This is a genomic window from Streptomyces sp. NPDC002838, from assembly GCF_040295365.1.
GTDB lineage: Bacteria > Actinomycetota > Actinomycetes > Streptomycetales > Streptomycetaceae > Streptomyces.
This window is the reverse complement of sequence record NZ_JBEOVF010000003.1, coordinates 240,124-263,994: the sequence shown is the minus strand read 5'-3', so window position 1 is coordinate 263,994 and position 23,871 is coordinate 240,124. Positions and strand designations below refer to the sequence as shown.

The 23,871-nt window shown below is 70.5% G+C and carries 20 protein-coding genes and 1 pseudogene; 10 read left to right on the top strand and 11 right to left on the bottom strand.

The genetic code is table 11. The annotated features are described in order from the left end of the window. Window positions 1–110: 110 nt before the first annotated feature. Together ABT063_RS06165 and ABT063_RS06160 are read left to right on the top strand one after the other, a co-directional pair. On the top strand, window positions 111–407 hold the full coding sequence (locus ABT063_RS06165; protein WP_351055988.1) for a hypothetical protein: 297 nt from the start codon (window positions 111–113) through the stop codon (window positions 405–407). Between the two features lie 22 nt (window positions 408–429). After that, window positions 430–804, top strand: a complete 375-nt coding sequence (locus ABT063_RS06160; protein WP_351055987.1) for a hypothetical protein — start codon at window positions 430–432, stop codon at window positions 802–804. 10 nt (window positions 805–814) lie between these two features. Here the strand turns inward: ABT063_RS06160 and ABT063_RS06155 are convergent, their stop codons facing one another. The 8 genes and pseudogenes from ABT063_RS06155 to ABT063_RS06120 all read right to left on the bottom strand — a co-directional run bounded on the left by ABT063_RS06155 (window position 815) and on the right by ABT063_RS06120 (window position 9,147). Then, window positions 815–1,195 carry an antibiotic biosynthesis monooxygenase family protein gene (locus tag ABT063_RS06155; RefSeq protein ID WP_351056146.1) on the bottom strand — a complete coding sequence of 127 codons (381 nt, stop codon included), beginning with the start codon at window positions 1,193–1,195 and terminating at the stop codon, window positions 815–817. Between the two features lie 24 nt (window positions 1,196–1,219). Next, window positions 1,220–1,444, bottom strand: a pseudogene (locus tag ABT063_RS06150) (Rid family hydrolase); the annotation flags it as partial. Window positions 1,445–1,583: 139 nt separating this feature from the next. Beyond that, on the bottom strand, window positions 1,584–3,053 hold the full coding sequence (locus ABT063_RS06145; RefSeq protein ID WP_351055986.1) for an aldehyde dehydrogenase family protein: 1,470 nt from the start codon (window positions 3,051–3,053) through the stop codon (window positions 1,584–1,586). Next, window positions 3,050–4,828, bottom strand: coding sequence for an N-acyl-D-amino-acid deacylase family protein (locus tag ABT063_RS06140; protein WP_351055985.1), 1,779 nt, complete (start codon window positions 4,826–4,828; stop codon window positions 3,050–3,052). The genes ABT063_RS06145 and ABT063_RS06140 overlap by 4 nt, the downstream gene beginning before the upstream one ends. Before the next feature lie 96 nt (window positions 4,829–4,924). Then, window positions 4,925–6,043, bottom strand: a complete 1,119-nt coding sequence (locus ABT063_RS06135) for an LLM class flavin-dependent oxidoreductase (protein WP_351055984.1) — start codon at window positions 6,041–6,043, stop codon at window positions 4,925–4,927. A 123-nt stretch (window positions 6,044–6,166) separates the two neighbouring features. After that, window positions 6,167–6,937 carry an SDR family NAD(P)-dependent oxidoreductase gene (locus tag ABT063_RS06130; RefSeq protein WP_351055983.1) on the bottom strand — a complete coding sequence of 257 codons (771 nt, stop codon included), beginning with the start codon at window positions 6,935–6,937 and terminating at the stop codon, window positions 6,167–6,169. Between the two features lie 9 nt (window positions 6,938–6,946). Continuing rightward, a complete protein-coding gene (locus ABT063_RS06125; protein WP_351056145.1) occupies window positions 6,947–7,861 on the bottom strand; it encodes a TIGR03619 family F420-dependent LLM class oxidoreductase in 915 nt (304 codons plus the stop codon). After that, window positions 7,861–9,147 carry an amidohydrolase family protein gene (locus ABT063_RS06120; protein ID WP_351055982.1) on the bottom strand — a complete coding sequence of 429 codons (1,287 nt, stop codon included), beginning with the start codon at window positions 9,145–9,147 and terminating at the stop codon, window positions 7,861–7,863. The genes ABT063_RS06125 and ABT063_RS06120 overlap by 1 nt, the downstream gene beginning before the upstream one ends. Before the next feature lie 210 nt (window positions 9,148–9,357). Here ABT063_RS06120 and afsR point away from each other — a divergent pair, with 210 nt between their 5' ends. After that, window positions 9,358–12,333, top strand: coding sequence for an SARP-family global regulator AfsR (afsR, locus tag ABT063_RS06115; RefSeq protein ID WP_351055981.1), 2,976 nt, complete (start codon window positions 9,358–9,360; stop codon window positions 12,331–12,333). Window positions 12,334–12,540: 207 nt separating this feature from the next. Further along, window positions 12,541–12,729, top strand: a complete 189-nt coding sequence (locus ABT063_RS06110; protein WP_351055980.1) for a hypothetical protein — start codon at window positions 12,541–12,543, stop codon at window positions 12,727–12,729. Between the two features lie 138 nt (window positions 12,730–12,867). On the opposite strand, the gene ABT063_RS06105 is transcribed toward ABT063_RS06110, so the two are convergent. Continuing rightward, complete coding sequence (locus ABT063_RS06105) at window positions 12,868–13,440, bottom strand: ATP-binding protein (protein ID WP_351055979.1); 573 nt, start codon at window positions 13,438–13,440, stop codon at window positions 12,868–12,870. A gap of 116 nt (window positions 13,441–13,556) precedes the next feature. Here ABT063_RS06105 and ABT063_RS06100 point away from each other — a divergent pair, with 116 nt between their 5' ends. From ABT063_RS06100 to ABT063_RS06090, 3 genes are all read left to right on the top strand, one after another. Next, the gene (locus ABT063_RS06100) at window positions 13,557–14,408 is read left to right on the top strand and encodes a helix-turn-helix domain-containing protein (protein WP_351055978.1); all 852 of its coding nucleotides are present in this window, start codon (window positions 13,557–13,559) and stop codon (window positions 14,406–14,408) included. Then, window positions 14,389–14,592, top strand: a complete 204-nt coding sequence (locus ABT063_RS06095) for a DUF397 domain-containing protein (protein ID WP_351055977.1) — start codon at window positions 14,389–14,391, stop codon at window positions 14,590–14,592. The genes ABT063_RS06100 and ABT063_RS06095 overlap by 20 nt, the downstream gene beginning before the upstream one ends. Window positions 14,593–14,663: 71 nt before the next feature. Continuing rightward, window positions 14,664–15,653, top strand: coding sequence for a hypothetical protein (locus ABT063_RS06090; protein ID WP_351055976.1), 990 nt, complete (start codon window positions 14,664–14,666; stop codon window positions 15,651–15,653). A gap of 1,206 nt (window positions 15,654–16,859) precedes the next feature. Here ABT063_RS06090 and ABT063_RS06085 read toward each other — a convergent pair. Beyond that, entirely contained in the window at window positions 16,860–18,491 is a 1,632-nt protein-coding gene (locus tag ABT063_RS06085) for a FadD3 family acyl-CoA ligase (RefSeq protein WP_351055975.1), read from the bottom strand. 108 nt (window positions 18,492–18,599) lie between these two features. Here ABT063_RS06085 and ABT063_RS06080 point away from each other — a divergent pair, with 108 nt between their 5' ends. Genes ABT063_RS06080 through ABT063_RS06070 form a run of 3 tightly spaced genes read left to right on the top strand, consistent with a single transcriptional unit; the run spans window position 18,600 to window position 21,023 of the window. Further along, window positions 18,600–19,757, top strand: a complete 1,158-nt coding sequence (locus ABT063_RS06080) for a lipid-transfer protein (RefSeq protein ID WP_351055974.1) — start codon at window positions 18,600–18,602, stop codon at window positions 19,755–19,757. A gap of 49 nt (window positions 19,758–19,806) precedes the next feature. Then, window positions 19,807–20,226 carry a Zn-ribbon domain-containing OB-fold protein gene (locus ABT063_RS06075; RefSeq protein ID WP_351055972.1) on the top strand — a complete coding sequence of 140 codons (420 nt, stop codon included), beginning with the start codon at window positions 19,807–19,809 and terminating at the stop codon, window positions 20,224–20,226. Further along, on the top strand, window positions 20,223–21,023 hold the full coding sequence (locus tag ABT063_RS06070; RefSeq protein ID WP_351055971.1) for an enoyl-CoA hydratase/isomerase family protein: 801 nt from the start codon (window positions 20,223–20,225) through the stop codon (window positions 21,021–21,023). Before ABT063_RS06075 ends, ABT063_RS06070 begins: the two co-directional genes overlap by 4 nt. A 341-nt stretch (window positions 21,024–21,364) precedes the next feature. Here the strand turns inward: ABT063_RS06070 and afsK are convergent, their stop codons facing one another. Continuing rightward, window positions 21,365–23,746, bottom strand: coding sequence for a protein serine/threonine kinase AfsK (afsK, locus tag ABT063_RS06065; RefSeq protein WP_351055970.1), 2,382 nt, complete (start codon window positions 23,744–23,746; stop codon window positions 21,365–21,367). Between the last annotated feature and the right edge of the window lie 125 nt (window positions 23,747–23,871).

Below are 23,871 nucleotides of genomic sequence, written 5' to 3'. Positions count from 1 at the left end.
ACCAAGTGCGCCGCGAACAGCACCAGGTGGAGGCAGCTCCGCCAGAGCGTCGCGCGGCCGGGGATGACCGTCAGAGTGCCCACCACGATCGAGATGAAGAGCGGTGCCTGGTGGGTCGGGCCGCCGAGCTGGCTCGCGTCTGCGGCTGGGAGTTCGCAGTCGTGGGTGGGTGGCTGCCCAACACGATGATCACCCTGGACTGGCTGTCGTCGCGCCGGCGGTCGATGACGGATCCGCTGCGGCTGGAACCGACTCTCCTGGCTGAAGCGGCAGCCGGCGGGCGGACCTTCGGCGAGCTGGCGGTCTGCACCCCCTTCCCGCCGGTGGCACGGGCCCACCTGCTGCATCTGCTCTGGCACCGACGCTCGGGCTGGACCTGCGGGTCCCTCTCGGTGACGGTTCGGTGATTGCCGCGGCAAAGGTGTCGCCATGACTGCGGCCGCGGTGGATGTGTCGGTTGGCAGCGCTCTGGTGCTCGACGGGGATGAGTGGCGCGTCGAGCGAGGAGAACCGCACACCGGCCGTGTCCAGTTGGTGGCCCTGGACGGAACTCGGCAGGCGGAGGGAGCCAGCCGCGGTCGTCAGCCCAAGAGCCTGGGCGATCTGACGCCGCACCGGCTGGAGTTGGTCAGGGTCCGGCTGGAACACCTGGCGGAGGTCAGGACCGGCTTCCGCAGCGGGGATCGGCTGCGGCCGGGGCCGGGCGAGCCGCTCGTGATCGACCGGACAGTCCTTGGATCGGGCTTGCGAGGGGCATGCCGACTCGTTCGATGCGAGCTTGTGGCGGGACGGCCGCTGAGGTGACTTTGGTTGGTCAGCCTGCTGTCGGGCTCTGCTGGACATCTGCGCGCACGAATCCGTGGCTTCGTTCCACTTTCGCCACATGCAGCGTATAGGTCTGGTACCACTGGACTCGCCCGCGATTTTGCGCCGCGCGGTGCTCGGCGTTGGTCCGCCACTGGGTGAGGGCGTCGGCGTCGCGGAAGTAGCTGACGGTGATGCCCAGCCCGCCAGGAGTCTGCGCGTGGTCCATCCCCAGATACCCGGGGACGTCCTTCACCAGGTCTTCCAAGTGTGCGTTGGTCTCGCTGTAGTCGCTCTGGTCCTGGGTTCGCACCGTAGTGAAGACGGCCGCGAAGTAGGGGGGTTCATAGGCCTCGACGGGCACGACAGGCGCTTCCGACTGATTGCTCATGGCGCCACCGCGAGGCGGGATGCGCCGCCGCGCGTACACCTCTATTTCGATCTTCATCCGCGGGTCGGCGAGACCGCACATGAGCATCGTGGCGGCGGGCTGAACGTCGCCGAAGCAGCGGCGCAGGACCGGCCAGCAGGGTTCGAAGTCTTCGCGGTCGGGCAGTAGGTAGCGCACGCGCACCACGTCGGCGAAGGTGCAGTTCGCCTCGGCCAGTGCGGCCTCGATGTTGCGGAGGCACTTTTCGCTTGGGCCGCGCAGTTGTCCCTCACACGAGCCAGTGCATCGAACGCCTCACGCGAGGCCGAAGCCGCGTAGCGGAGACAAGTCGCAGGAAGCGTCTCTTCGTGCCGTGTCCGACCTGTACCCGGAAGCGAGCAGGCCTGCCTCACCCCGGCCAGACAATCGCCTGCACCTCGCTGTACGCATGCAGTGCATACGACCCCACATCCCGCCCGACCCCGCTCTTCTTGAACCCCCCGAACGGCGCCTCCATGTTGCGGCCGACCGTGTTCACGCCCACCCCGCCGGCCCGCAGCCGCCTCGCCACCCGGAAGGCGCGGGAGACGTCCGCCGACCAGACGTAGTCGATCAGGCCGTAGTCGGTGTCGTTCGCCAGGGCCACCCCCTCGTCCTCCTCGTCGAAGGGGATCACCGTCACCACCGGCCCGAAGATCTCCTCCCGGGCCACCCGCATGCCGTTCGTGCAGTCCGCGAGGAGGGTGGGGGCCACATAGAAGCCCCGGTCGGACACAGACGGACGTTCACCACCCGCGGCCACCACCGCGCCCTCCTTCCGGCCGAGCTCCACGTACGACTCCACCCGGTCCCGGTGCGCCGCCGAGATCACCGGCCCGACCACCGTGTCCGGCTCCCCCGGATCGCCCACCTTCAACCGGCCCGCGTACGCCGCCAATTGCTCGACCAGCCGGTCGTACACCCCGCGCTGGGCCAGCACCCGCGTCGGCGCCGTACAGATCTGGCCGGAATAGAACGAGAACGTCGTACCGATCCCGGCCACCGCCGAGCCGACGTCCGCGTCGTCGAGGACGACCGCCGCGCCCTTCCCGCCCAGCTCCATCAACTGCCGCTTCATGTCCCTGCCGCAGACGGAGGCGATGCGCCGGCCGACCGCCGTCGAGCCGGTGAAGCTCACCATGTCCACGTCCGGCGACTCCACGGCCGCCTCGCCGACCTCCACCGAGCGCCCGGACACCACGTTCACGACCCCGCGCGGCACCCCCGCCGCCTCCAGCGCCTCCGCCATCCGGTAGACCGACAGCGGATCCTGCGGGGCCGGCTTCACCACCACCGTGTTGCCCATCGCCAGCGCCGGGGCGACCTTTCCGGCCGGGTTCGCCCACGGGTTGTTGTACGACGTGATGCAGGTGACGACCCCGACCGGCTGGCGTACGGCCAGCGCGCCCATCACCGCCGCCCTTCCCATCGGCCCGGCCTCGTTGATCTGCGGCGGGATCGCCCACTCGGCGGGCTCCACGCGCGCGTACCGCCGGAAGCGGGCGGCGGCCACGCCCACCTGCATACGCCGCGCCGTCGCCGTGGTCGCCCCGGTCTCCGCCCGGGCCAGCTCCGCGTACGGCTCCAGCCGGCCGCCGATGATCTCCGCGGCCCGCGCCAGTACGGCCGCCCGCTCCTCCGGCGTCGTACGCGACCACGGCCCGAAGGCCTCGCGGGCCGCGGCACAAGCCGCGTGCACCTGATCCCGCGAGGCCTCCGGCGCCCGGCCGACGGTCTCCTCGGTCGCCGGGTCGACGACCTCGTAGTGACCGCCGTCCGGCTCGACCCAGGCACCACCGACGAACAGCCGCTGCCCCTCAGCAGCCACCTGAGCAGTCACCTGGTCGCCACCGTCCGCGTGTCCCGCCCGGAACGCAGCACCTTCCCCGGCACCGCCCCGCTCACCTCGTCGTCCCGGATCGCCTCGACCCCGTTGACCCACACGGCCCGGATACCGATCGCCCTGGAGTCCAGCCGGGGGCTGTCACCCGGCAGGTCGTGCACCAGGGTGGCCGTGCCGGCGTCGATCCGTTCCGGGTCGAAGAGGACCAGGTCCGCATGCCAGCCCTCCCGCACCCGCCCCCGCTCGCGCAGACCGAACAGCCGCGCCGGGTCGTCCGTCAGCATCTTCACGGCCTGCTCCAGGCTCGCCAGCTTCCGCCCGCGCAGGCAGTCCCCGATGAACCGGGTGGTGTACGGCGCCCCGCACATGCGGTCCAGATGCGCGCCCGCGTCCGAGCCGCCGAGCATGACGTCCTCGTGCTGCCAGGTCTCGGCGCGCAGGGACCAGGACGCCGGGTCGTTGTCGGTGGGCATGGGCCACAGGAGCGTACGCAGCTCGTCGGCCGCGCAGATCTCCACCAGGCACTCGAAGGGTTCCTGGCCGCGTTCCGCCGCGATGTCCTCCACGACCCGGCCGGTCAGCCCGGCGTTCGCCTCGCTGTAGGTGTCCCCGATGACGTACCGCCCGAAGTTCGTCAGCCGCCGGAAGACGCCCGCCTCCTTGGAGTGGGCGCGATCCAGCATCTCGGCCCGTACGTCCGGGTCGCGCAACCGCGCGATCCGCTCCGGGACCGGCAGCCCGAGGATCGGACCCCACCCGGGGATCAGGTTCAGCGCGCAGAAGGTGCCCAGGGACATGTTCATCGGCGTGAGGATCGGCATGGTCAGGGCAATGACCCTGCCGCCCGCCTTACGGGCCCGTTCGCTCGCCAGCAGTTGCCTGGGCACCCGCTCGGGGACGGAGGCGTCGATCGTCAGGACGTTCCAGTTCAGGGGGCGGCCCGCCACCGCGCTCATCTCCACGAACAGGTCGATCTCCGCGTCGCTGAACTGGTCGAGACAGCCCGCGACGATCGCCTCGATCTGCGTGCCTTCGTGTTCCCCGACGGCCCGCGACAGGGCCAGCAGCTCGTCCGGCCGCGCGTGCCGGGAGGCGACGGGCTTGCCGTCCCCGTCGGAGTGGCTGGACGACTGGGTGGTGGACAGCCCCCAGGCACCGGCCTGCATGGCCTCGTGGAGCAGCCGGACCATGCCCGCGAGCTGCTCCTCACTCGGCTGCCCGCCGACCGCCTCCGGCCCCATCACATACCGCCGCAGCGCACAATGCCCCACCATGAAACCGGCGTTGACGGCGATCCGCCCCTCCAGGGCGTCCAGATACTCACCGAACGAGTTCCAGCTCCAGGGCGCCCCCTCCTCCAGCGCGACCAGGGACATGCCCTCGACCTTGGACATCATGCGGCGGGTGTAGTCGGCGTCCTCGGGCCGGTCGGGATTCAACGGTGCCAGCGTGAAACCACAGTTGCCGGCCGCGACCGTGGTCACCCCGTGGTTGAGGGACGGGGTGGCGTACGGGTCCCAGAAGAGCTGGGCGTCGTAGTGGGTGTGCGGATCGACGAAGCCGGGGGCGAGGACGAGGCCGGTGGCGTCCTCGACGGTCCGGGCCTCCTCGGCGACCTCGCGACCGATCACGGCGATACGACCGTCGCGTATCCCCACGTCGGCGGTGTACGCGGACGCGCCCGTCCCGTCCACGACGGTCGCGCCTTTGATCAGGTGGTCGAGCATGACGTCGCTTGCCTCCTCAACTCCGGTGCGGTTGACGCGCCCCAAAGGGGCGCGGGGAACTGCGCGACCAGCCACAGACGACCTGCAGCCACGAACGGCCCGCAGTCCCACGGCGATCACACGGCACCCCCAGCGGAGCGCTCACGCGGATTGCCGGAACCGGGTCGTCCGATGCACCGGATCCGTATCGATCTTCGGAATCACGTGCTCGCCGATCAGCCGGATCGTCTGCAGCGTCTCCTCCTTCGGCACCCCCACCGGCAGCCCGAAGCTCAACTGATCGGCCCCGGCCTGCTCCCACCGCTTGCACTGCTGGAACACCTCGTCCGGATCCCCGCAGATCAACAGCTCCTCCTCGATGAGGACCTCGACGAAGTCCGCGGTGTACTCCGGCAACGTCTCCGGCCACACCGGGAACCCCTCGGGACGAGGGAAGGTGTCGTGGTAGCGGAAGACGAGGGAGGGCAGGTAGTGCAGCCCGCCGTTCACCGCGATCCGTACGGCCTCCTCGTGCGTGGGCGCGCAGATCGCGGTGGTCGTGACCATCACGTTGTCGTTGACGAAGTCCCCGATCGGCTCGGCGTCCACGACCGCCGTCTTGTACTGCTCGAGGACCCACTCCATGTCGGAGACCTTCTGCACGCTGAAGCCGAGCACCCCGAGGCCCTTGCGGGCGGCCATGGCGTACGAGGGCGGCGACCCGGCGGCGTACCACATCGCGGGGTGGGACTTCCCGTACGGCTTCGGCAGCACCTTCCTCGGCGGGAGCTGCCAGTGCTTGCCCTGGAAGCCCTCGTACTCCTCCTGGAGCCACATCTTGGGGAACTCGGCGATGGTCTCTTCCCAGATCTCCTTGGTGTGGTTCATGTCGGTGATGCCCGGGAGGAAGCCGAGGATCTCGTGCGACCCCGCTCCTCGCCCGCTGCCGAACTCGAAGCGGTTGCCGCTGAGATGGTCGAGCATGGCGACCTTCTCGGCGACCTTGACCGGGTGGTTGACCTGCGCGAGGGGGTTGAAGATGCCGGACCCGAGGTGGATCCGCTCGGTGGCGTGCGCCAGATAGCCGAGGAAGACGTCGTTGGCGGAGAGATGCGAGTACTCCTCCAGGAAGTGGTGCTCCGACGCCCAGGCGTACTTGAAGCCGGACCGGTCCGCCTGGATGACGTACTCGGTCTCCTCCATCAGCGCCTTGTGCTCGGCCAGCGGGTCGGTCTCGGCGCGTTTGCCCACGTATCCCTGTACAAAGAGCCCGAATTCCAAGGAGGTTCACCGTCCCCAGTCTGTTTCTGACGCTCCGTCAGATTCACGATCTGCCGCCGACTGTGGCACCGGGCGCGTGGACCGTCAATAGCTGACGGCCAGTCAGACGTCGCTCCGGCGACATCAGACGATGGACACCCCGGCCAGCCACCCTCCGTCGATCACGAACGGCTGCCCGGTGATGTAGGAGGAGTCGTCGCACGACAGGAACAGCGCGAGCCGCGCCACCTCCTCCGGCTTCCCGATCCGCCCGAGCGGCACGAGCTTGCGGTAGAACCGGTCGAGGCCCCGGGAGGCCTCCTCGGCGTCCGCCGCCGGATCCAGCTGGGCCGGGTTGGACATCGCGGTGTCGATGGCGCCCGGGCACATGGCGTTGACCCGGATCTTCCGGGCGGCCAGCTCCAGGGCGGCGACCCGGGTGAGCCCGAGGATCGCGTGCTTGGTCGCCGCGTAGGCGCCCACGGCCGCCATCCCGGTCACGCCGGTGTACGAGGCGGTGTTGACGATCGTGCCTCCGTCGGACATCCGGGGTGCCACGGTCTTGATACCGAGGAAGCAGCCGACCTGGTTGACCTCGACGATCTGCATGAACTCGTCGAGGGGCGTGTCGAGCAGAGTGTTGAAGCGCAGGATGCCGGCGTTGTTGACGAGCCCGTCGATACGGCCGTAGGCGTCGGTGGCGGAGGCCACGGCCTGCTGCCAGTCGTCCTCCCGGCGTACGTCGAGACGGACGTACAGCGCACCGATCTCCTTGGCGAGGTCCTGCCCCTGGTCGTCGAGCACATCCGCCACGACGACCTCGGCGCCCTCCGCCCGGAACAGGCGGGCCTCCTGCTCCCCCTGCCCGCGCGCCGCGCCGGTGACGATCACGACGCGTCCGTCCAGCTTGCCCATGCGGTCTCCTTAGAGGTGGGGAGCCACTTCGGCCCCGAACGCGGCCATCTGGTCGGTGAGTTCAGCGCGGCTCCGGCTGCGGAACCGCACCTGGATCTGGTGCACGCCCATCGCCCGGTAGGCACGCAGCGACTCGGCGAGTTCCTGCGGCCCCCCGGTGAGGGTGCGGGGCCTCACGTCCCAGGTGGGGGTGCCGACGTACAGGGGCTCGGCGATGGCGCCGATGGCGAAGGGCCCGTGGATGGCGTGCTGTGCGCGGATGTCCCGGATCCGTTGGATCTGCTCCGGCAGCCGGTCACGCGGATCCCCCTGCGGCAGCCAGCCGTCACCCTTGAGCGCGGCCCGGCGTACGGCGGCGGGGGACGATCCGCCGACCCAGAGCGGCACGCGCTCCTGGGCCGGCCGGGGCCGCTGCCCGAGCCCGTCGAAGTCGTAGAGCTTGCCGTGGTGCTCGGGGAACTCGTCGGGCCCGAGGGCGGCGCGCAGCGCGTCGAGGGACTCGTCGAGTACGGCGCCGCGCTGCCGGAAGTCGGCCCCGAGCGCCTCGAACTCCTCCTGCACGTGCCCGGCGCCGACCCCGAGGATCAGCCGCCCGCCGCTCAGATGGTCGAGGGTGGCGTACTGCTTGGCGGTGAGCAGCGGGTGCCGTAGACCGACGACGGCGACATGGCTGAGCAGCCGTACCCGCTCGGTCGCGGCGGCGAGGAAGGCGAGGGTGGCGACGGGGTCGTACCAGACCGTGCTCATCGCGGGCGCGAGGCGGCGCGGGATGGCGACGTGGTCGCAGCAGGCTACGTAGGCGAAGCCGGCGCGGTCGGCGGTACGGGCGATGGCCAGCAGGTCCTCCGGGCCGGCGGCGGCCTCCCACGGCTCGGCGTAGATCGTGCTCTGGGACTGGACGGGGAGCTGGACGCCGTACTGGATCACCGTGGGCCGTCCCAGAGTCCGTCGGGTGTGAGCCCGAGCAGCTCGATCGCGTTCCGCCGTACGATCCGCTCCACCACGTCGGCGTCCAGGTGCCCCATCTGGGCCTCGCCGACCTCCCGGGACTTCGGCCAGGTGGAGTCGGAGTGGGGATAGTCGGTCTCGTACAGGACATTCCCGACCCCGATGGAGTCCAGATTCCGCAGCCCGAAGGCGTCGTCGAAGAAGCAGCCGTAGACGTGCTCGGCGAACAGCTCGGACGGCGGCCGGTGGACCTTGTCGGCGACGCCGCCCCAGCCGCGGTTCTCCTCCCACACCACGTCGGCGCGCTCGAGGATGTAGGGAATCCAGCCGATCTGCCCCTCCGCGTACATCACCTTCAGGTTCGGGAAACGCTCGAACTTGCCGCTCATCAGCCAGTCCACCATCGAGAAACAGCAGTTGGCGAAGGTGATGGTGGAGCCGACGGCGGGCGGGGCGTCGGCGGAGGTGGAGGGCATACGGCTGCTGGAGCCGATGTGCATGGCGACGACGGTGCCGGTCTCGTCGCAGGCGGCGAGGAAGGGGTCCCAGTCGTCGGTGTGGACGGAGGGCAGTCCGAGGTGCGGGGGTATCTCGGAGAAGGCGACGGCACGGACGCCGCGGGCCGCGTTCCGCCGGACCTCCCGGGCCGCCAGCTCGGCGTCCCAGAGGGGGATGAGGGTGAGGGGGATGAGCCGCCCGTGCGCCTGGGGCCCGCACCACTCCTCCACCATCCAGTCGTTGTACGCCTGAACGCACAGCAGCCCCAGCTCGTGGTCCTCGGCCTCGGTGAAGGTCTGGCCGCAGAAGCGGGGGAAGGTGGGGAAGCAGAGGGCGGACTGGACGTGGTTGACGTCCATGTCGGCGAGGCGGGCGGGGACGTCGTACGAACCTGGTCGCATCTGCTCGTACGTGATGACTTCGAGCTTGATCTCGTCCCTGCTGTAGCCGACGGCGGTGTCGAGGCGGGTGAGGGGGCGGTGGAGGTCCTCGTAGACCCACCAGTCGCCGATGGGCCCGTCGTCCGTGCCCGGCGTGCCCATGACGGGCTTGAACCGGCCGCCGAGGAAGGTCATTTCCTTCAGGGGCGCACGGACTGTGCGGGGCCCGATGTCGAGGTACTTCTTCGGGAGCCGGTCCTGCCAGACGGTGCTCGGCTCCACGGTGTGGTCGTCGACGGAGATGATCAGTGGGAGCGGGGTCCGCGTGGTGCTGGTCTGAGTGGTCGTCTGGGTGCTGGTCCGGGTGCTGGTCTGGGTGTCCATGGCGCTCACGGTAGCGCTGATCTGACGACCCGTCAGCTGTCCGTACCCCGCCCGGTTGCGATCGTTCCTGTGCGGATCTGCGCGAAGACCGTGTGAGGGCCTTGTGATAGCCCGCGCGCCTCTCTGTGATCACGCTCTCCACAGCTGACGCATCTGCCATGAACAAGGCAAACTGGCTGGGTTGCTCAGGATCTCTAGGGGGACGACGGGATGGACGGTGTGCCGCGAGTGCCCGAGGTACCGCGAGTGCCGGAGCAGAGACATCCCGGCTCCGAGGAGGAGCCAGGGACGACGGTGACGCTGCGCTTCAGCGTGCTCGGTCCGGTACGCGCCTGGCGCGGCGAGGAGTCGCTGAACACCGGTTCACCCCAGCAACGCGCCCTGCTGGCCGCCCTGCTGCTGCGCGAGGGCCGTACGGCGACCGCGGCCGAGCTGATCGACGCCCTGTGGGGCGAGGAACCCCCCTCGCAGGCGCTGGCGGCACTACGGACGTACGCCTCCCGCCTGCGCAAGGTGCTGGACCCCGGCGTCCTGGTGAGCGAGTCGGGCGGGTACGCGGTGCGTTCGGTGGGGGAAGGCGCCCTCGATCTCGCGGTGGCCCAGGAGCTGGGGGCGGAGGCGGAGAAGGCGCGGAACGCCGGGGACCTGTGCCACGCGCGTGACGTACTGAACCGGGCGCTGGCCCTGTGGGACGGCGAGGTACTGGCCGGGGTGCCGGGGCCGTACGCGGAGGCGCAGCGGGTCCGCCTGGAGGAGTGGCGGCTCCAGTTGCTGGAGTCCCGCCTGGACATGGACCTGGAGCAGGGCTGCCACGCGGAGGCGGTCTCGGAGCTGACGGCCCTGACGGCGGCGCACCCGTTGCGCGAGCGACTGCGCGAACTGCTGATGCTGGCGTTGTACCGCAGTGGCCGCCAGGCGGAGGCCCTGGCGGTGTACGCGGACACGCGCCGGCTGCTGGCCGACGAACTGGGCGTGGATCCCGGCCCGGGCCTCCGCGAGCTCCAGCAGCGCATCCTGCGGGCGGACCCGGGCCTGGCCGAGCCGTCGGCACCGGTGGCTGAACCTGCCGCCGTACCGGTCCGCCCGGCGCAACTCCCCGCGACGGTATCCGACTTCACGGGCCGTAAGTCCTTCGTCTCCGAGCTGAGCGACGTGTTGGCGTCGGCGGAGGGCCGGGTGATGGCGGTGTCCGCGCTGGCGGGCATCGGCGGCGTCGGCAAGACGACGCTGGCGGTGCACGTGGCGCACCAGGCACGGGGCGCGTTCCCCGACGGCCAGCTCTACGTCGACCTCCAGGGCGCCGGCGCGAGGGCGGCGGAACCGGAGACGGTGCTCGGCTCCTTCCTGCGGGCCTTGGGCACCGCCGACTCCGCCATCCCGGACTCGCTGGAGGAGCGCTCGGCCCTGTACCGGTCGGTTCTGGACGGACGGCGGGTGCTGGTGCTGCTGGACAACGCGAGGGACGCCGCCCAGGTGAGGCCCTTGCTGCCCGGCACGGAGGGCTGCGCGGCCCTGATCACGTCCCGCGTCCGCATGGTGGACCTGGCCGGTGCCCACCTGGTGGACCTGGACGTGATGTCCCCCGACGAGGCGCTGCAATTGTTCACGAAGATAGTGGGCGGGGAACGGGTCGGCTCGGAGCGCGAGGCGGCTCTCGACGTGGTGGCGGCGTGCGGCTTCCTACCCCTGGCGATCCGCATCGCGGCATCCCGTCTGGCGGCCCGCCGCACCTGGACGGTCTCGGTCCTGGCGGCGAAGCTCGCGGACGAACGCCGCCGCCTGGACGAGCTCCAGGCCGGCGACCTGGCGGTGAAGGCGACCTTCGAGCTCGGCTACGGGGCACTGGAGCCGGCCCAGGCACGGGCATTCCGCCTGCTGGGCCTGGCGGACGGCCCGGACATCTCACTGGCGGCAGCCGCGGCGGTCCTGGACCTCCCGCTGGAGGAGACGGAGGACTTGCTGGAGTCCCTCGTCGATACGTCGTTGCTGGAGTCAGCGGCTCCTGGTCGGTATCGCTTCCATGATCTGGTGCGGCTCTACGCGCGTGCTTGTGCGGAGAGGGACGAGGAGCCGGCGAGCGCGCGGGATGCGGCGATGTCGCGGTTGCTGGACTTTTATCTGGCTACTGCGGCGGGGGTTTATGCGATTGAGCGGCCGGGGGATCGGCTGGTGGATCACTTGCAGGCGACCGCTTACCCGGGCCTCGTATTCGAGTCCCCGCGCGCTGCGCAGGATTGGCTCTACTCCGAAGCGAACTGCCTCATAGCGTGCGTACGCCAGTCCATACACGCCCAGACTCTGAGAAGGGGCGTTGATCTGCTGTGGGCGACCAAGGACTTGGCGGAGTCAGGCGCCAACGCACGCGAGTATGAAGTAGCGGCCCGTACGGTGCGGGATGCCGCGCACGCGGCCGGAGACACCCGCACCGAGGGCCGTGCCCGCACTGTGCTGACGAACGTCCATCTTGTAGCGGGTCGCTTCAGCGAAGCAGATGAAGAAGCACGGCTCGCCTTGGAACTCGCCGGGGATGCCCATGACCCGCTCCCCAGCTGCTGGGCTCCCAACGACCGAGGCATCATCGCCATTTACCAGAATCGGCATGCCGACGGTGAACGCTACCTGCAGCAGGCGATCGACAACTTCCGGGACGACGGCAACGACGTCGGCGAAGCAAGTGCACTGTGCAATCTCTCTCGAATCCACCTCGCCATGGGTCGGACGGGCAGTGCGATCGACCTCGCTCAGCGGGGCATCGACATTTACGACCGTATGGGCCTCACGCTGAGGCTCGCCAACGGCCGATACGCCCTGGGCATCGCTCTGACTCAGGCCGGAGAATTGGCGGAGGCCCTCGAACAGCTCACCGATGCGCTGGCATTGTTCCACGACAATCGTCAGCCTCTCTGGGAAGGCGTCACGCACTTCCGGATTGCGGAAGTGCACCTTGCGGCCCGTCGCCCCGCACTCGCCGCGAGCCACGCCGAACAGGCGATTGCGCTGCGCGGCATCGGCGGGGAGTGGCGACGCGGAACCGTGCTGACCGTCCTGGGTAAGGCCCTCGCCGGGCTCGGCCAGTCCGACCGCGCGACCGCCTGCTGGCGAGAGGCCCTTTCCATTTACGAGCAGTTGGGTTCCCCCGAAGCCGACGAGCTACGTGAGCTTCTGGCCCCGGTGGCTGCCGCATAGCAGGTATCGCGGCACCGTTCATCGTTCGTTTATCGCCGCTCGGCACTCTTACGTACGTCGATCCGTCGCGTCGGGGGGCAGACGGATCACGGAGAGGCCACACCGTTAGGGTGAGCGGCCCATATGCACCCGTCCGACGGTCCTCGGGGGAGTCGTCGGACGGGTCGCTCCGACTGTCTGCAGTACGACTTGCTGGAGTTGATGACCATGAGTAAGGCCAAGAAGGACGACGATGTCGTCAAGCCGCTCGACAACCACGCCTCCGCTGTTGAGGAGAACGTCACCGACGCCACGAAGGATCAGGCGTCGGAGGGCAAGATAACCACCCTGGACAACCATGCGTCGGGGGGAGAGACCACTCCCCAGGACAATCACGCCTCCGACGAGACCGCGTGAAGTTGTTCTGACGGGGGAGTCGGCCGCGGCGGCGCGGAGGGGGAGCCGCCGCGGCCGATGCATGACTGATGAAACGTAGGGCTTCAGCGGGGTCGAGCATTGTTCGGCCCCGCGTTGCCGTTCAGGGGGATAGTCGCGCTACGCCTCCTGCACCTCGCACCACACCGTCTTGCCTCGCATCCCGGGCTCCACGCCCCACCGCAGGGCCACAGCGTCGAGCAGGGCAAGTCCACGCCCGGCCTCGTCGTCGCCCGTGGTGTGCACGAGCACTGGGAGGGCGCGCGTGTCGGGATCAGTAACCTCGATCCGGATCCGGCCACCGTCCACACGGGCCACCCTCACCCGGACCAGCGCCCCCTCTCCCACATGCCGGATCACGTTGGCGACGAGCTCGGTGACGCACAGCTGGACATCGGCGCAGGGTCCACCCAGATGCAGGCGTACGGCGCGGCGGAGGTCCGGGACCGCCTTGGGGGTGGCCGGAAGGTCGAGGTCGAGGCCTCCCCTCAGCACCGCCGCGAGCTTGCGCGCCGTCACGGTGTTGCAGTTGCCGAGCGCGACCAGGCCGACCGGGGGCGCGTAGGTGCCCGCGAAGGTCAGCAGGTCGGCGCGGAGGGAGGGGAGCGTGATGCCGTGGGCGGCGAGGGCGGTGCGGAGGTCGGTCACGCAGTTGTCCACGTCGTCGGCGGCGGGGGACTGAGGGTCTTGCATAAGGCGGCGCCTTCCTGTGCGCTCTGTGACGAATCAGTCACACAGTGGCGTGACATTGCGTACCGTAAAAGAGGTTCCCGTTGCGCAACGCAACTGGAAAGAGACGGTGGTGAGTTGTGCCCCCACGCAAGGACCCCGATGCGTCGGCGAACGTTCCGTCCTTCTACGGCGCCGAGTTGCGCTACAAGAGGGAGCTGGCGGGTCTGACCCTCGAACAGTTGGCGGAAGGGAGCTTCCACGGCATCCCCTTTCTGAGCCAGATCGAGCGCGGTGAGCGGCGGATGCCCCTGGATCTCGCCCAGCACGTCGACAAGGTGCTGAAGACGGACGGGTTTTTCGAGCGGCGTTGTGAAGACGCCCGCAGGGCCCGGCAGTCGGGGCATGCGGAGTACTTCGCGGACGTGGCGGAGATGGAGCGTCATGCGGAGACGATCGAGGAGTGGGCGCCGATGCTCGTCCCCGGTCTGTTGCAGACGGCGCCCTACACGCGGGCGATCGTACGAGCGGCCATGCCCCGAGCCTCGGATGGGGAAGTCGAAGAGAAGGTGGGCGCCCGAATGGGGCGGGTCAAGCTCTTCACCTCGGAGAACCCGCCCAAGTTCTGGGCCATCCTCGACGAGTCCCTGATCCGCCGAGCCGCTCTTCCCCCTGCGGAGATGGCGGAGCTGCTGGAGCACATCGCGGGGATGATCAGGAGCACGCACTCGATTCTGCAGATCGTCCCGGAAACCTCCGCCGCTCACCCCTTCATGATGGGCATGACCAAGTTCATGACCTTCGCGGACGCCCCTCCTGTCGTGTACACCGAGAGCCTGCACAGCGGCCAACTCATCGACTATCCGGCGCTCGTGAAGCAGTACCGGGAGTCGTACGATCTGCTCAGGGCCGTCGCAATGCCGCCTGAGGCGTCCCTGGCGATGATCGAGGCTGCGGCAGAGGACTATCGACATGGCAAGTCACGAGATTGATCTGAGCGCCGCCCGCTGGCGCAAGAGCAGCTACAGCAATGGGACTGGCGGTGATTGCGTCGAGGTCGCCCCCAACCTCCCCACCACCGTCCCGGTCCGCGACTCAAAGCAGGCCGGCGAAGGCCCCGTACTTCTCTTTGGGGCCTCGACCTGGACCACCTTCCTCGCGTCCGTGAGGCGCTGACCCGTACTCGCCCTCCACCGAGTTATCCACAGGGACGAGCGGACGGTCGGCTCCTCCGGGACAGTGGACACGTGGAGCAGGTGGAGCGAGCGGAGTTGGGGGCGCTGGTCGAGGGAGGCGTGTTGCTCACCTCGCGGGCGCTGGGGGCCGGGTGGTCTCGGGTTCCCCTCTTTCGGAGGCTGGACTCGGAGGGGTGGGCCCGGGTCCGGAGCGGCGCCTGGGTCGAGCCGGGGCGACGCGTCGATCTGGCCGTACGGCTGAAGGCCGCCCAACTCCTCAGGCCGAGGCTGGTCGTGAGCCATCACTCGGCGGCCGGGCTGTTGCAGATCGAGACTCTGGACGTGCGTAGGGAGGGCCGAGAACCCCCGGCCCTGGAGTTCACTGACCCAGGACTCCGCACGCGGCAGAGCGTCACGGACGTACGTGTCCACCGGATCCCCCTCGCCGAAGTCGACGTCGTGCAGTGCCGGGGACTGCGCATCACGGACGTCCCCCGCACCGTCGCCGACCTCCTGCGCGCCGGGCCGCGGGACGACGCCCTGGTAGCCGTCGAGTCCGCGCTCGGCTACCGCACCGTCGCGGGCGTACGCCGCCCACCGCTCACCACCCCGGCCGCGCTGGCCATCGCCCTCGAACCCCCTCTGCAGGGAGCCGCCCGCGCTCGGCGCTGGCTCCACCTCGGCGACCACCGCTCCGGCTCACCGGCGGAAACGGTCGCCCGCCTGCGCATGCTCGACGCCGGCCTGCGCCCCGAGGCCCAGGTCGAGCTCCGCGTCCCCGGCGGCGGCCGCCGGTTCCTCGACTTCCTCTTCCGGCGGGAGGGAGTGGCGGTCGAGATCGAGGGCTACGCCTTTCACGGCACCCGTGAGGCCCACCGCCGGGACGTCTCCCGCTTCAACCAAGTCCTCCGCTGCCCCGAGGTACGCACCCTGCTCCGCTACACCGCCGAGGTCGTCTTCCACCACCCTGCGCATATGATCCGGGAGATCCGCTCCGCCCTGGGCGCGGGCGCAGCTGGCCGCTCCGTGGAGGGGGTTGGGCACCCCGGCGCCTTCAAGTGACCGTTGGGCCACTCGCTTCTTTGCCAGTGTCGTGCTTCCGCGACCCGAGTAAAGGGCGCTCCGCTATCGCTCCGCGTCGCCTTCGGCGATGGCCCTTCGGGCCACCCTTGACTCGGCTCGCTCCAGCACGGGTGAGAAGCGAGCGAGCGGCCCGCAGGAGAGCGGGGGGCCAGGTGGGCAGTGCCTTGGGTTGGTTGAGCGGTGGGCCGGGGTCCGGGGGCGCGATGGCACCTCGCCAGCACGCCGGGTCGGCCAAGCGGCGATCGGTGAGCGGGTGAGTGGTGGGGGCGCAGCGGCCGCGTGGCGGCACGCCGGGCGGCTAAGCGGCGATCGGCCGGTGGGTGGGTAGCCGGGGACGCACCGGCCACGTGGCGGCACGCCGGGTGGGCTTAGCGGCTATCAGCGAGTGGGGGGCGGCGCGTGGTGGCTGGGGTGGGCGCTCACGTCGGCTCAGCGGCGATCGGCCCGTCTGTGGCTGGGGGCGCCGCGGCTGAGTGACGGCCCGCCTTGCGCGTCGGAGCCCGGGGAGCCGAAAGGGTGGATCGAGCGGTGATTGGCAGATCTGTTCCACCCCTGCGAGGGAAAGCCCCAGGTCACGCGATGGTGGGGGTGGAACAGATCTGCCAAACACTGGATGAGCGTCCGATTTGTCCGGTGCCACCATCTGCCGTCAGCCGCAGACGGGTCGGTCGCCGCTGAGCCGGGTCGAAGGGGCCGGGCCTGTGCCGCTGGCGCGCATCCGCCCACCGGCCCGCCATCCGCTGAGCCGACCGGGCGTGCCGTCACTCGCTGGCGCACCCCCTCACCCACCGGCCGCCGGCCACCAAGCTGCCCCGGCGTACCGCCACCCAGCCGCTGCGTCCCCAGCCACCCACCGGCCGATCGCCGCTAAGCCGCCCCGGCGTACCGCCACCCAGCCGCTGCGCCCCGGCCACCCACCGATCGCCGCTAAGCCCACCCGGCGTGCTGGCGAGGCACGAGCGCGCACCCTGACGCCGGTCCAGCCCTCGGCCGATGTAAGGGCCCCACCCACCTGGGCCACCCGCTCTTTCCGGGCCGCTCGCTCGCTTCTCACCCGTGCTGGAGCGAGCCGAGTCAAGGGTGGCCCGAAGGGCCATCGCCGAAGGCGACGCGGAGCGATAGCGGAGCGCCCTTTACTCGGGTCGCGGAAGCACGACACTGGCAAAGAAGCGAGTGGCCCAACGGTCACTTGAAAGCGCCGGGGTGCCCAACCCACCCCCGCAACTCCCCCTTCACCACCTTCCCACTCGCATTCCGAGGCAGCTCCCCCACGAACTCCACCGCCCTCGGCACCTTGTAGTTCGCCATCTCCCGTCGGGCCCAGGCGATCAGGTCGTCCCCCGTCAGCACCGACCCCGCCCGTCGGACGACGTACGCCTTGCCGACCTCTCCCAGTCGCGGATCCGGTACGCCGATCACCGCCACGTCCGCGACATCCGGATGCAGGCCCAGTGCCTGCTCGATTTCCGCCGGGTACGCGTTGAAGCCGCCGACGATGAACATGTCCTTGAGGCGGTCCGTTATGCGCAGATGACCCGCCTCGTCCAGGACGCCCACATCCCCCGTCCGCAGCCAGCCGCCGTCCTTCAGCACCTCCGCCGTGGCCGCCTCGTCCTCGTAGTACCCCCGCATGACATTGAAGCCGCGGACCAGGACCTCGCCGGGGACGCCGTCCGCGACCGGCTTGCCCCCCGCGTCCACCACCCGCACCTCCGTCCCGGGTATCGCCCGGCCCGACGTCGACGCGATCACCGACGGGTCGTCGCCGCGGCGGCACATCGTGACGATGCCGCTCGCCTCGGAGAGGCCGTAGGCCGTCAGGACCGTGTCCACGCCCAGTTCGCCTCGCAAGCGCTCGACCAGCCTCAGCGGCACCACCGCCGCCCCCGTCACCACCAGCCTCAACGCCGAGAGGTCGTGTGCGTCGCGAGCCGGGTGGTCCAGGAGCGACTGGTGGAGCGTCGGTGGGCCCGGGAGCACCGAGACCCGCTCCGCCGCTATGTTCGCCAGCACCGTGTCCACGTTGAACACCGGCTGCGGGATCATCGTCGCGCCCCGCATCAGGCACGCCACGACCCCCGCCTTGTAGCCGAACGTGTGGAAGAAGGGGTTCACGATCAGGTAGCGGTCACCGCGGCGCAGCCCCGCCAGGTCGGTCCAGATCTCGTACGCCCGTAGCGTCTGTGCGTGGGTGATCACCGCGCCCTTGGGGCGGCCTGTCGTACCCGATGTGTAGATGATGTCCGAGGGCAGGGACGGGGCCAGCGCCGACGCCCTCGCCCGAACCTCCGCCTCCCCCACGCCCTCCCCGCTCGCCAGGAAGTCCTTCCAGGTGCGGAAGTCCGCCGGGGCGTCGTCCGAGAGGACCACCACCTGCTCCAGTGACGGCAGCCCCGGCAGCGGCCCCGGACCGCCGACCCCCTCCCCGGCCCCCGCCGCCCTCCGCAGCGACGCCACGTACGACGTCCCCAGGAACGTCCCCGTCACGAAGAGCAGACGGGCACCGCTCCGGTGCAGCACATCCGCCGCCTCCGCCCCCTTGAAGCGCGTGTTCAGCGGGACCAGTACCGCGCCCGCCGAGACCGCGCCCAGCGCCGAGACGATCCAGTCGAGGGAGTTCGGGGCCCAGATCGCGACCCGGTCGCCCACCGCCACGCCGTTCGCGACGCACGCCGCCGCCGCGCGGTCCACGCGGGCGCCCAGTTCGCCGTACGAGATCCGGGTACGGCCCTCCACCACCGCCTCGACGTCCGCGTACCGTTCGGCCGCCGACCGGACCAGCCCTGGGATGGTTCCCCACTCCAAGTCACCGCGCACAGCAGGCCTCCAGTCCAGTCCTCACTCCACTAGCTGACTACCCGTCAGATTAGCTGTAACCTGACGGCCTGTCAGCCGCCCAGCGAGCGTGCGGAGGTAACGCCCAGCATGGCCGGAGCAGCAGGAATCAAAGACGCCACCGCCATCGTCGGCATCGGTCAGACCCCCTTCGCCAAGCGCCTTCCCGAGGACGAGAAGACCCTCGCCTGCCGTGCCGTCCTCGCCGCCCTCGACGACGCCGGGATCGCGCCCGGCGAGGTCGACGCCCTCGCCTCGTACACGATGGAGGAGACCGACGAGGTCGAGCTCGCGAAGGCCGTCGGCTTCGGTGACCTCACCTTCTTCAGCAAGATCGGGTACGGAGGGGGTGGTTCCTGTGCCACCGTCGCCCATCTCGCCGCCGCCATCGCCGCCGGACAGGCGACTGTCGGCGTCGCCTGGCGGTCGCGGAAGCGGGGGTCCGGGCCCCGGCCATGGCGCAACACCACCGTCCAACTGCCCACCCCCGCCCAGTGGACCCGGCCCTTCGGTCTCCTCCGGCCCGTGGACGAGATAGCCATGCTCGCCCGCCGTTACATGCACGAATACGGCGCCACCCGCGACCACCTCTTCAACGTCGCCCTCGCCTGCCGTAACCGGGCGAACCAGAACCCGGCCGCGATCATGTACGAACGGCCCCTGACCCGCGAGATGTACATGACCTCCCGCTGGATCAGCGAGCCTCTCTGCCTCTTCGACAACTGCCTGGAGACGGACGGGGCATTGGCCTGCGTCATCGTCAGCAGGGAGCGTGCGCGGGACTGCCGGCACCGACCCGTCCACGTCCATTCCGTCGCCCAAGGGCTGCCCGCCCAGCACCACGGCATGGTCAACTACTGGAACGACGACCCCCTCACCGGCCCCGCCTGGACCGCCGCCCGACACCTCTGGAAACACGCCGACTTCACGCCCCAGGACGTCGATGTCGCCCAGATCTACGACGCGTTCAGCGCCCTCATACCGCTCTCCCTGGAGGGTTATGGCTTCTGCGCCCGCGGGGAAGGCGGAGCGTTCACCGAGGGAGGCGCCCTCGAGATCGGCGGGCGGCTGCCCATCAACACCGGGGGCGGCGGGCTCAGCGAGGCATACGTGCACGGCTTCAACCTCATCAACGAAGGCGTCAAGCAGCTCCGCGGCACCAGCACCGCCCAGGTCCCGGACGCCGCCACCTGTCTCGTCACCGCCGGTGAGGGCGTCCCCACCTCCGCCCTGCTCCTCAGGAATTGAAGGGATTGAAGGAGTTGAAGGAGTTGAAGGAGTTGAAGGAGTTTGCCCCATGCTGAACCCCGTCACCGACCCCGACGGCGCCCCCTTCTGGCAGTACGCCGCCCAGGGCGAGCTGCGCGTCCAGGCGTGCGCCGACTGCGGTGAGCTCCGCTTCCCGCCCCGGCCCTGCTGCCCGCACTGCCAGTCCTTCGCGAGCGAGTGGCGGCCGGTGTCCGGGCAGGGGCGGATCTGGTCGTACGTCGTCCCCCATCCGCCCCTGCTGCCCGAGTACGCGGAGCAGGCGCCGTACAACGTCATCGTCGTCGAGCTCGCCGAGGCCCCGCGCATACGGATGGTCGGCAACCTGGTCAGCGAGGCCGGCGCGGCGCTCAACTCCCGTGATCCGCGGAGCATTCGCATCGGCGCCAAAGTGCACGTGGTGTTCGAGCCGACGACCGGGCTTCCCCAGTGGGTCCTGGAGCGGCCATGAACGCGGCCATGAACGCGCCCATGAACAACGTAGGCGTCACCGCCGACAAGGACACCGGCGTCGCCGTCGTCACCCTCGACCGGCCGGGCAAGCTCAATGCCATCGACCTCGCCATGGCCGGGGAACTCCAGGAGGTGTGGCGGGGGTTGCGGTTCGACGACTCCGTGCGGGCCGTCGTGCTCACCGGGGCCGGGGAGAGGGCCTTCTGTACCGGGCTCGACCGGGACGCCGCCGTGCCGCAGCCGAACTCGCCGTACATGCAGGACGATCCCCTGCTGCGGATCGGACCGAAGGCGAACGACCTGTGGAAGCCGGTCGTCGCCGCCGTGGAGGGCATGGCCTGTGGCGGCGCCTTCTATCTGCTCGGGGAATGCGAGTTCGTCGTCGCCGGTGCCGACGCCGCCTTCTTCGACCCGCACACCACCTACGGCATGGTCAGCGCGTACGAGTCGATGCTCATGGCGCAGCGGATGCCGTACGGGGAGGTCGCGCGGATGATGTTGATGGGGACGGCGGAGCGGATCGGAGCGCGGCGGGCGTACGAGGTCGGGCTGGTGTCCGAACTCACCGAGGCAGGTGGGGCGTTGGCCGCCGCGGTCGCCTGTGCCGGCGTCATCGCCGGTTGTCCGGCCGAGGGAGTGCAGGGGACCGTCCGTGCGCTGTGGGCGGCGAAGGAGGCGGCACTGGCGCAGGGGTTCGCGCAGGCGCCGCACCTCATCTCGCTGGGCAACCTGCCGGCGGACCGCCAGGCGGAGCTGTTCGCCGGACGGCGGGCCGGTGGGTACCGCGTCCGATGAGAGGGTGCGTGCCCGTCAGTACTGCCTCGCCGTCGCGTCCCGGTCGGCCACGCAGTGGTCGGAAATCGACCGTGATGGAGAAGCAGGCGTCCTCGGCGTTCGGGTTGGTGACCTCGACCGTCGCGTACGCATGGGTCGGCGTCGCGCAGTCGATCAGCTTCACCGTGGCGTCCCGAAGCGGGCATGTCACCGCATGGCGGTGGGCGCGTACCGCGCGTAGCGTCTGGGGTGAGAGCGGCGAGCGGGCCGTTCCCCGCAGCGGCGGCCGCCGTCTGGAACCCCTTCCGTGCGCCGGTACGACGGCCGTCTCCGGACCGACCCATGGACAGCCCACCTGCGGGCTATGCCGTGCGTGCCGTCCCCGTCCCCTTCTCCGCGTCCAGCGCGTACACGCACCGGTCCTTGCTGCACGCGTACACCACCCCGTCCTTCACCACCGGGGAGCCGGTGATCTCGCCGCCCGTCGCGAGCTTCCAGCGAAGGCGGCCGTCATCGGACTTGAGCGTGTACAGCAGGTGGTCGGTCGAGCCGAAGTGGATACGGCCCTCCGCCACCGCGGGCGAGCCCACGATGTCGCCACCCGACTGGAAGCGCCACTTCGGGGTGCCGGTGACGGCGTCCAGGGTGTACAGCCCCTTGCCGCTGCCCACGTGCACATGCCCCGCGGCCACCAGCACCGGTTCGATGGACGCGCGGGCCTCGGTCGCGATGCGCCAGCGGTCGCGGCCGTCGGTGGCGTCGAGGGCGTAGACCGTGCCGAGGTAGTCGGCCAGGTAGATGCCGCCGCCGGCGACCGCCGGGCCCGGCACGAAGGTCGGCGGGCAGAGGAAGACCGCCGGCGCCTCGAAGTGCCAGCGCACCCGTCCGCCGGCCACGTCCAGGGCGAGGACACGGGTGCCGGCGGACACGTACACGTATCCGTCGTGAGCCGGCGCCACCCGCACCGGCACCCCGCCGCAGGAGGCGGCGTCGCCGATCGGGTACGACCAGCGCTCGTCGCCCGTGCGGGCGTCCAGGGCACGCAGCCGGGCGTCCTGCCAGAGGTAGAGCGTGCCCTCGTGCAGCGTCGGTCCGGCTTCCGGGGACTCGAAGTCGGTCTGGCAGCCGGTGATCTCCCACAGCTTGTGACCGCTGGAGGCCTCCCAGGCCTGGATGCCGCCACCGCGCGTGCCGGTGATCACGGTGCCGCGGTCGGCTTTCAGGGAGTACACCCAGGCGTCCGTCGACAGCCGCCACAGGTCGGCGCCCTCACGGGCGTCGAGGGCGAACAGGGTGGGTCCGTCGGAGGCGTGGATACGGCCGTCCGCGACCGCCATCGACCAGGCCACGTCCCGCGTCTTGAAGCGGCGCCGGCCGGTGGCCACGTCGAGCGCGTGGACCTCGAAGGAGGTGACGTAGACGAGGTCGTCGGCGACCGAGGGGGTGCCCCAGACGTCGTTCGACATGCGGAAACGCCACGGGCGCCAGCCGGACGCGGCTTCCGGGGGCGGGGGAGGCGCCGCGGGTACGGCGGGGTCGGCGCCGTTGACGCCGGGGCGGGGTTTGGACCAGGAGGCGACCAGGCCGGCCTCGGGAGGGGGCGCCTTGACGGCGGCGGCGCGGGCGTCGGCGACGCGCGGGCCGGGCCCGATCGGCACCGCCGCGCCGGCCAGGCGCACGGGGCCGGTGTCGGGGGCGCCGACGGGCACGGGTGCGGCGGCGGACGGCACCGGACCCGGGCCGGGCGCCGGGACGACGGGGTCGCGGGACGGCGGGGGCGGGATGGGGGCCGGGGCGGGGCGTCCGCCGCCGCTGCGGCCACCGCCCTGCGTCGGTTTCGCGGCGGGGCGCCCGCCGCGCCGCGACTCGATCAGGCCGACCGCGCGCTCGGGCAGCCACGCCGACGCCGTACCGCTGTCGTCGGAGCCGGAGCCGAAGAGGTGGGGGGCAAGCTGGGCCTGGAGGTCGGCCGGGTTGGGGCGGGCCGTGGCCTCCATCTGCATACAGGACTCGATCAGGGGGCGCAGCTCGTCCGGGAGGCCTTCGAGGTCCGGGCCCTCCCGCAGCAGCATGAAGACCGTCTCGACCGGGTTGGCGCCGTGGAAGGGCGGGTGGCCCGTGGCGGCGAAGACCAGCATGGAGCCGAGCGAGAACACATCGCTGGCGCCCGTGACGCTGCGCGAGTCCTTCGCCTGTTCCGGGGACATGTAGGCGGGCGTGCCGACGGCGACGTTGGTCATCGTCAGACGTGTGTTCGACACGCCGGACGCGATACCGAAGTCGATCACCCGCGGTCCGTCCTCGACCACGAGGACGTTGGACGGCTTGAGGTCGCGGTGCACCAGACCGGCACCGTGAATGGACTGCAGGGCTTCCGCCACGCCCGCCGCCAGCCAGCGCACCGCCTGGGCCGGGAGCGGCCCGCACTCGTTCACTATTTCCTCGAGCGAGGGCGCGGGGACGTACGCGGTGGCCAGCCACGGCACGGCGGCGCGAGGATCGGCGTCGACCACGGCCGCCGTATAGAAGCCGGAGACCGCTCGGGCCGCCTCCACCTCACGGGTGAAGCGGACGCGGAAGAGCTGGTCCTCGGCGAGCTCCGTGCGGACCGTCTTGATCGCCACGCGCCGGCCGGACGCCGAGCGCGCGAGATAGACCAGCCCCATGCCGCCGGCACCCAGCCGTCCCAGCACCTCGAACGGCCCGATCCGCCGCGGATCGTGCTGCGTCAGCTGATCCACCACTTGCCTGCCACCTCCCCGTACGGGCCACGTCATTCCACATATGTACGCGACCCCGTGCAGCGTCTCACCACCGCACCGCCATGGCGGCACGCACCCCGATTCTTCCTGGCCGGGGCCCTGGTTGC

What these genes read in the sequence shown, in the direction of transcription:
- ABT063_RS06095 (WP_351055977.1), top strand. Translation starts at nt 14,389, where the DNA reads ATGGCAAGTCACGAGATTGATCTGAGCGCCGCCCGCTGGCGCAAGAGC.
- ABT063_RS06070 (WP_351055971.1), top strand. Translation starts at nt 20,223, where the DNA reads ATGAACGCGGCCATGAACGCGCCCATGAACAACGTAGGCGTCACCGCC.
- ABT063_RS06080 (WP_351055974.1), top strand. Translation starts at nt 18,600, where the DNA reads ATGGCCGGAGCAGCAGGAATCAAAGACGCCACCGCCATCGTCGGCATC.
- afsR (WP_351055981.1), top strand. Translation starts at nt 9,358, where the DNA reads ATGGACGGTGTGCCGCGAGTGCCCGAGGTACCGCGAGTGCCGGAGCAG.
- ABT063_RS06120 (WP_351055982.1), bottom strand. Translation starts at nt 9,147, where the DNA reads ATGGACACCCAGACCAGCACCCGGACCAGCACCCAGACGACCACTCAG.
- ABT063_RS06155 (WP_351056146.1), bottom strand. Translation starts at nt 1,195, where the DNA reads ATGAGCAATCAGTCGGAAGCGCCTGTCGTGCCCGTCGAGGCCTATGAA.
- ABT063_RS06105 (WP_351055979.1), bottom strand. Translation starts at nt 13,440, where the DNA reads ATGCAAGACCCTCAGTCCCCCGCCGCCGACGACGTGGACAACTGCGTG.
- ABT063_RS06160 (WP_351055987.1), top strand. Translation starts at nt 430, where the DNA reads ATGACTGCGGCCGCGGTGGATGTGTCGGTTGGCAGCGCTCTGGTGCTC.
- ABT063_RS06075 (WP_351055972.1), top strand. Translation starts at nt 19,807, where the DNA reads ATGCTGAACCCCGTCACCGACCCCGACGGCGCCCCCTTCTGGCAGTAC.
- ABT063_RS06130 (WP_351055983.1), bottom strand. Translation starts at nt 6,937, where the DNA reads ATGGGCAAGCTGGACGGACGCGTCGTGATCGTCACCGGCGCGGCGCGC.
- ABT063_RS06110 (WP_351055980.1), top strand. Translation starts at nt 12,541, where the DNA reads ATGAGTAAGGCCAAGAAGGACGACGATGTCGTCAAGCCGCTCGACAAC.